We start from the raw sequence: 2,597 nt of genomic DNA, 5'->3' as shown, positions 1-2,597 counted from the left end.
GTGAACGCATGATCCATGTGGGGGCATCATGCTGCTAGTTCGATCACTGGCGCTGCGTTTTGTGCCTGTGCTTTGCCCGCTTTGGCTCGCCACGCTTTCACCGGAGATCGCAACAGCGCAACAAGCCGATGTGGTGCTGGCTGTCGGCACAATCACTACCGACAACTATCCCGGTCAGGAGTTTACCGGCAATGGTCTGAGCGAAGCTATTGTGCACGCTGCCGTCACCAAGCTGGCCGACGGCGGGGAGTTTGCGTGGTGCGCCGGACGGGTCGTCGAATGGCGACGGATCGAGGAGGTGAACAAGGAACAGCGGTTTCAGCAGACGGAATATGTTGACCAGGCCACTGCGATCAGGAAACTGGGCACTATCACAGCAGATTATCTGATTGGCGGCAGCATCACGTTCGGCGCCGGGAACGCCGATTGGACTATTGAGATCAGAACCAATCCCGGCGGCGCGCTTGTTGACAGCTTCACCGGCTTTGCCAAGGACGATGCCGTGCTGGACGAGGCTGCCCGAATTGCCGAACACGTGCTGGACAAGATTTGCCCCGGCCCCTGGACAGTCACCGGCGGCGGCGCGCGGATCGTGGTGACCGGGACCGTGATGAAGCTGGACGAGCCGTTCGAGGTGGTTGGCAAGTTTCCCCGTGGCACTGCGAATTTCGTATACTCGCCGACCTCGCGGGCGGGCGGGACGGTGGACTATGTGCTTGCCGGAAGCGGTGTTTCGGGCGCGGGCAGCRGCACCTATACTATCAGTCCGTCGGGCGACAGTTTCACCATGACGATCCAGCAAACCACGACGGGCTGCATCGCAGGGATACCGGATTCCTGCAAGACCAACAGCGAAGTGCTGACACTCACCCCGATTGCGCACTGACGTTCTGCTGCATGCCCACGTCATGGCTGACCGGGCGGAACGACGGTCTCGGGTCAGGACTCAATTGGCCTCTGTGCGGGAAGGTCCGCAATGGGGTCGGAAGACGTCTTCCCCCATCAGGTACCAAACGTTAGATTTGTGCCAGTCAGAAGGTAGGTGCCGAAAACGGCTCGAATGCACGATGAAGCGCGCCGACCTTCAGCGTCCAGGTGACGTGTAGCGAGTTACGGCCGTCACCGATACATGGCAGCTTCCGCGTGACCTTCTTTTTGCGCATAGTTGCGGCAACTCAGGACGACATCTATCCCCGGCCGATTTTTGCCTCCACAACCTCCACGGACCTCGCAGCGGCTTCCTCTCCATAGATTCGGGACAGGCCCTTGATGCGCGTCGCGATTACGTCGACGAGGCGGCCAACGATCTCATGGCTGATTTCCTCCTGGCGAAGCTCGTGGGCGCACTCCGACGCCATATCGGGCATCACCGCGAGCTGATGGCGGATCGTCCGCATCGTGTACTCGCCTCCACCCTTGGCCGAGGACGCACAGCGCTCCCAGTGGCGCGGAATGATCTCGTCGATCAGGTAGACCTTGTCGATCTTCATCGCCAGCTTGAGGTCGCGCATCTCAGCCTGGATCTCTCCCTCGCCGAGGTGCGGCAGAATGGAGGAGATGTCGTAGAGTGGCGCTAGGCGGGCCTCGCCCTGAGCACCGAGCAGCATCGAGTAGTTCTTTGCATGTGCGTCCGTGCCAGCGATGATCCAGTTGAAGACGTTCGCGGCCATGAAGGTCTGACGATCGCGGACGGGGTCTAGGGAGGCCGACAGCACCTTGTTGGAGATAGTCGTGATACCCGGCCCACCCTGGTTCTCATACTTGAGCGTCGGCATCACCGACAGAGCCTGGCACATGTCCTCCTGATGGATGCGGATGGTCTTGCCATCGATATTGCGGCGGTCATAGCGCTCGAGAACGATCGCCTTTTCGCCTGCAAAGTCGAGAACCTTGCTGTGTGCAGCGTCCATGCCGAGCTTGCGTGCAAGCTCCAGGCAGAAATGCTCGTTCTCGGTATGCCCGTGCAAATGTGGCATAGGCGGCTTGAAGATGTGGGTCGTGGGCGTGTCGCCTCGAGGGATCCCCCAGCGATTGCTGCGCTTGTCGAAATGGAACGCCGTCTTCGCCTGCGCACCAGCGAGACTGAACTGACCGGGATCGCCGATTCGCCGGGTAGCTGCACTATCCCTGCGCAGGTCGCGCAGGCGGTCGCCGATCTGCGCCTCGGTGAGCAACTCCACGTCCTCGCCGCGGGAAACCTGGTCGCCGTGCGGAAGGAACTGAACGGCGCCGGCACAGTCGCGGCCGACATTCTTGAGTAGAGCAAACGGGTTTCGGGCAGAGACCTGGAACCTCTGCGCCCATCTGGCAAGGGTCTGCTCATTATCCGGCAACAGGCCCCAGAGGAATGCCTCGACGACCTTGCCCTTGTACGTCCTCGTGATCGTGGGCATGGATAGGGAGAGCGGGATCGCGACCCGGCCCTCCATCCAAGCCTCGTGATAGGAGAACGAAAGCTTGCCGCCCTGCAGGTGGTGGAGCCCCCCAACCGGTCTGCCGGCGATGTAGACGTCGAGAGTGTCGATCGGGTTCACCATGATCATCGTCACCTAGAGCTTGTAGGGAATCTCGTCGTCGTCATCGTCGACATGCCGTTC

The 2,597-nt window shown here is 60.9% G+C and carries 3 protein-coding genes; 1 reads left to right on the top strand and 2 read right to left on the bottom strand.

What is annotated here, in order from left to right:
* Positions 1-28 precede the first annotated feature (28 nt).
* Positions 29-886 carry a hypothetical protein gene (locus AC1DUU_RS29005; protein WP_476786781.1) on the top strand — a complete coding sequence of 286 codons (858 nt, stop codon included), beginning with the start codon at positions 29-31 and terminating at the stop codon, positions 884-886.
* 145 nt (positions 887-1,031) lie between these two features.
* Here AC1DUU_RS29005 and AC1DUU_RS29000 read toward each other — a convergent pair whose 3' ends face one another.
* Both AC1DUU_RS29000 and AC1DUU_RS28995 read right to left on the bottom strand, forming a co-directional pair.
* A complete protein-coding gene (locus AC1DUU_RS29000) occupies positions 1,032-1,163 on the bottom strand; it encodes a hypothetical protein (RefSeq protein ID WP_476786780.1) in 132 nt (43 codons plus the stop codon).
* A gap of 24 nt (positions 1,164-1,187) precedes the next feature.
* Positions 1,188-2,537 (bottom strand): type II toxin-antitoxin system HipA family toxin, encoded by a 1,350-nt coding sequence (locus tag AC1DUU_RS28995; RefSeq protein ID WP_476786779.1) that lies wholly within the window; start codon positions 2,535-2,537, stop codon positions 1,188-1,190.
* Between the last annotated feature and the right edge of the window lie 60 nt (positions 2,538-2,597).

This window comes from Aminobacter sp. P4_H6_2 (assembly GCF_056400805.1).
This window is presented reverse-complemented; position numbering and strand designations above follow the sequence as displayed.

Bases quoted from the DNA above. Each gene is read 5' to 3' on its own strand.
- AC1DUU_RS29000 (WP_476786780.1), bottom strand. From the start codon at position 1,163: ATGCGCAAAAAGAAGGTCACGCGGAAGCTGCCATGTATCGGTGACGGC.
- AC1DUU_RS28995 (WP_476786779.1), bottom strand. From the start codon at position 2,537: ATGGTGAACCCGATCGACACTCTCGACGTCTACATCGCCGGCAGACCG.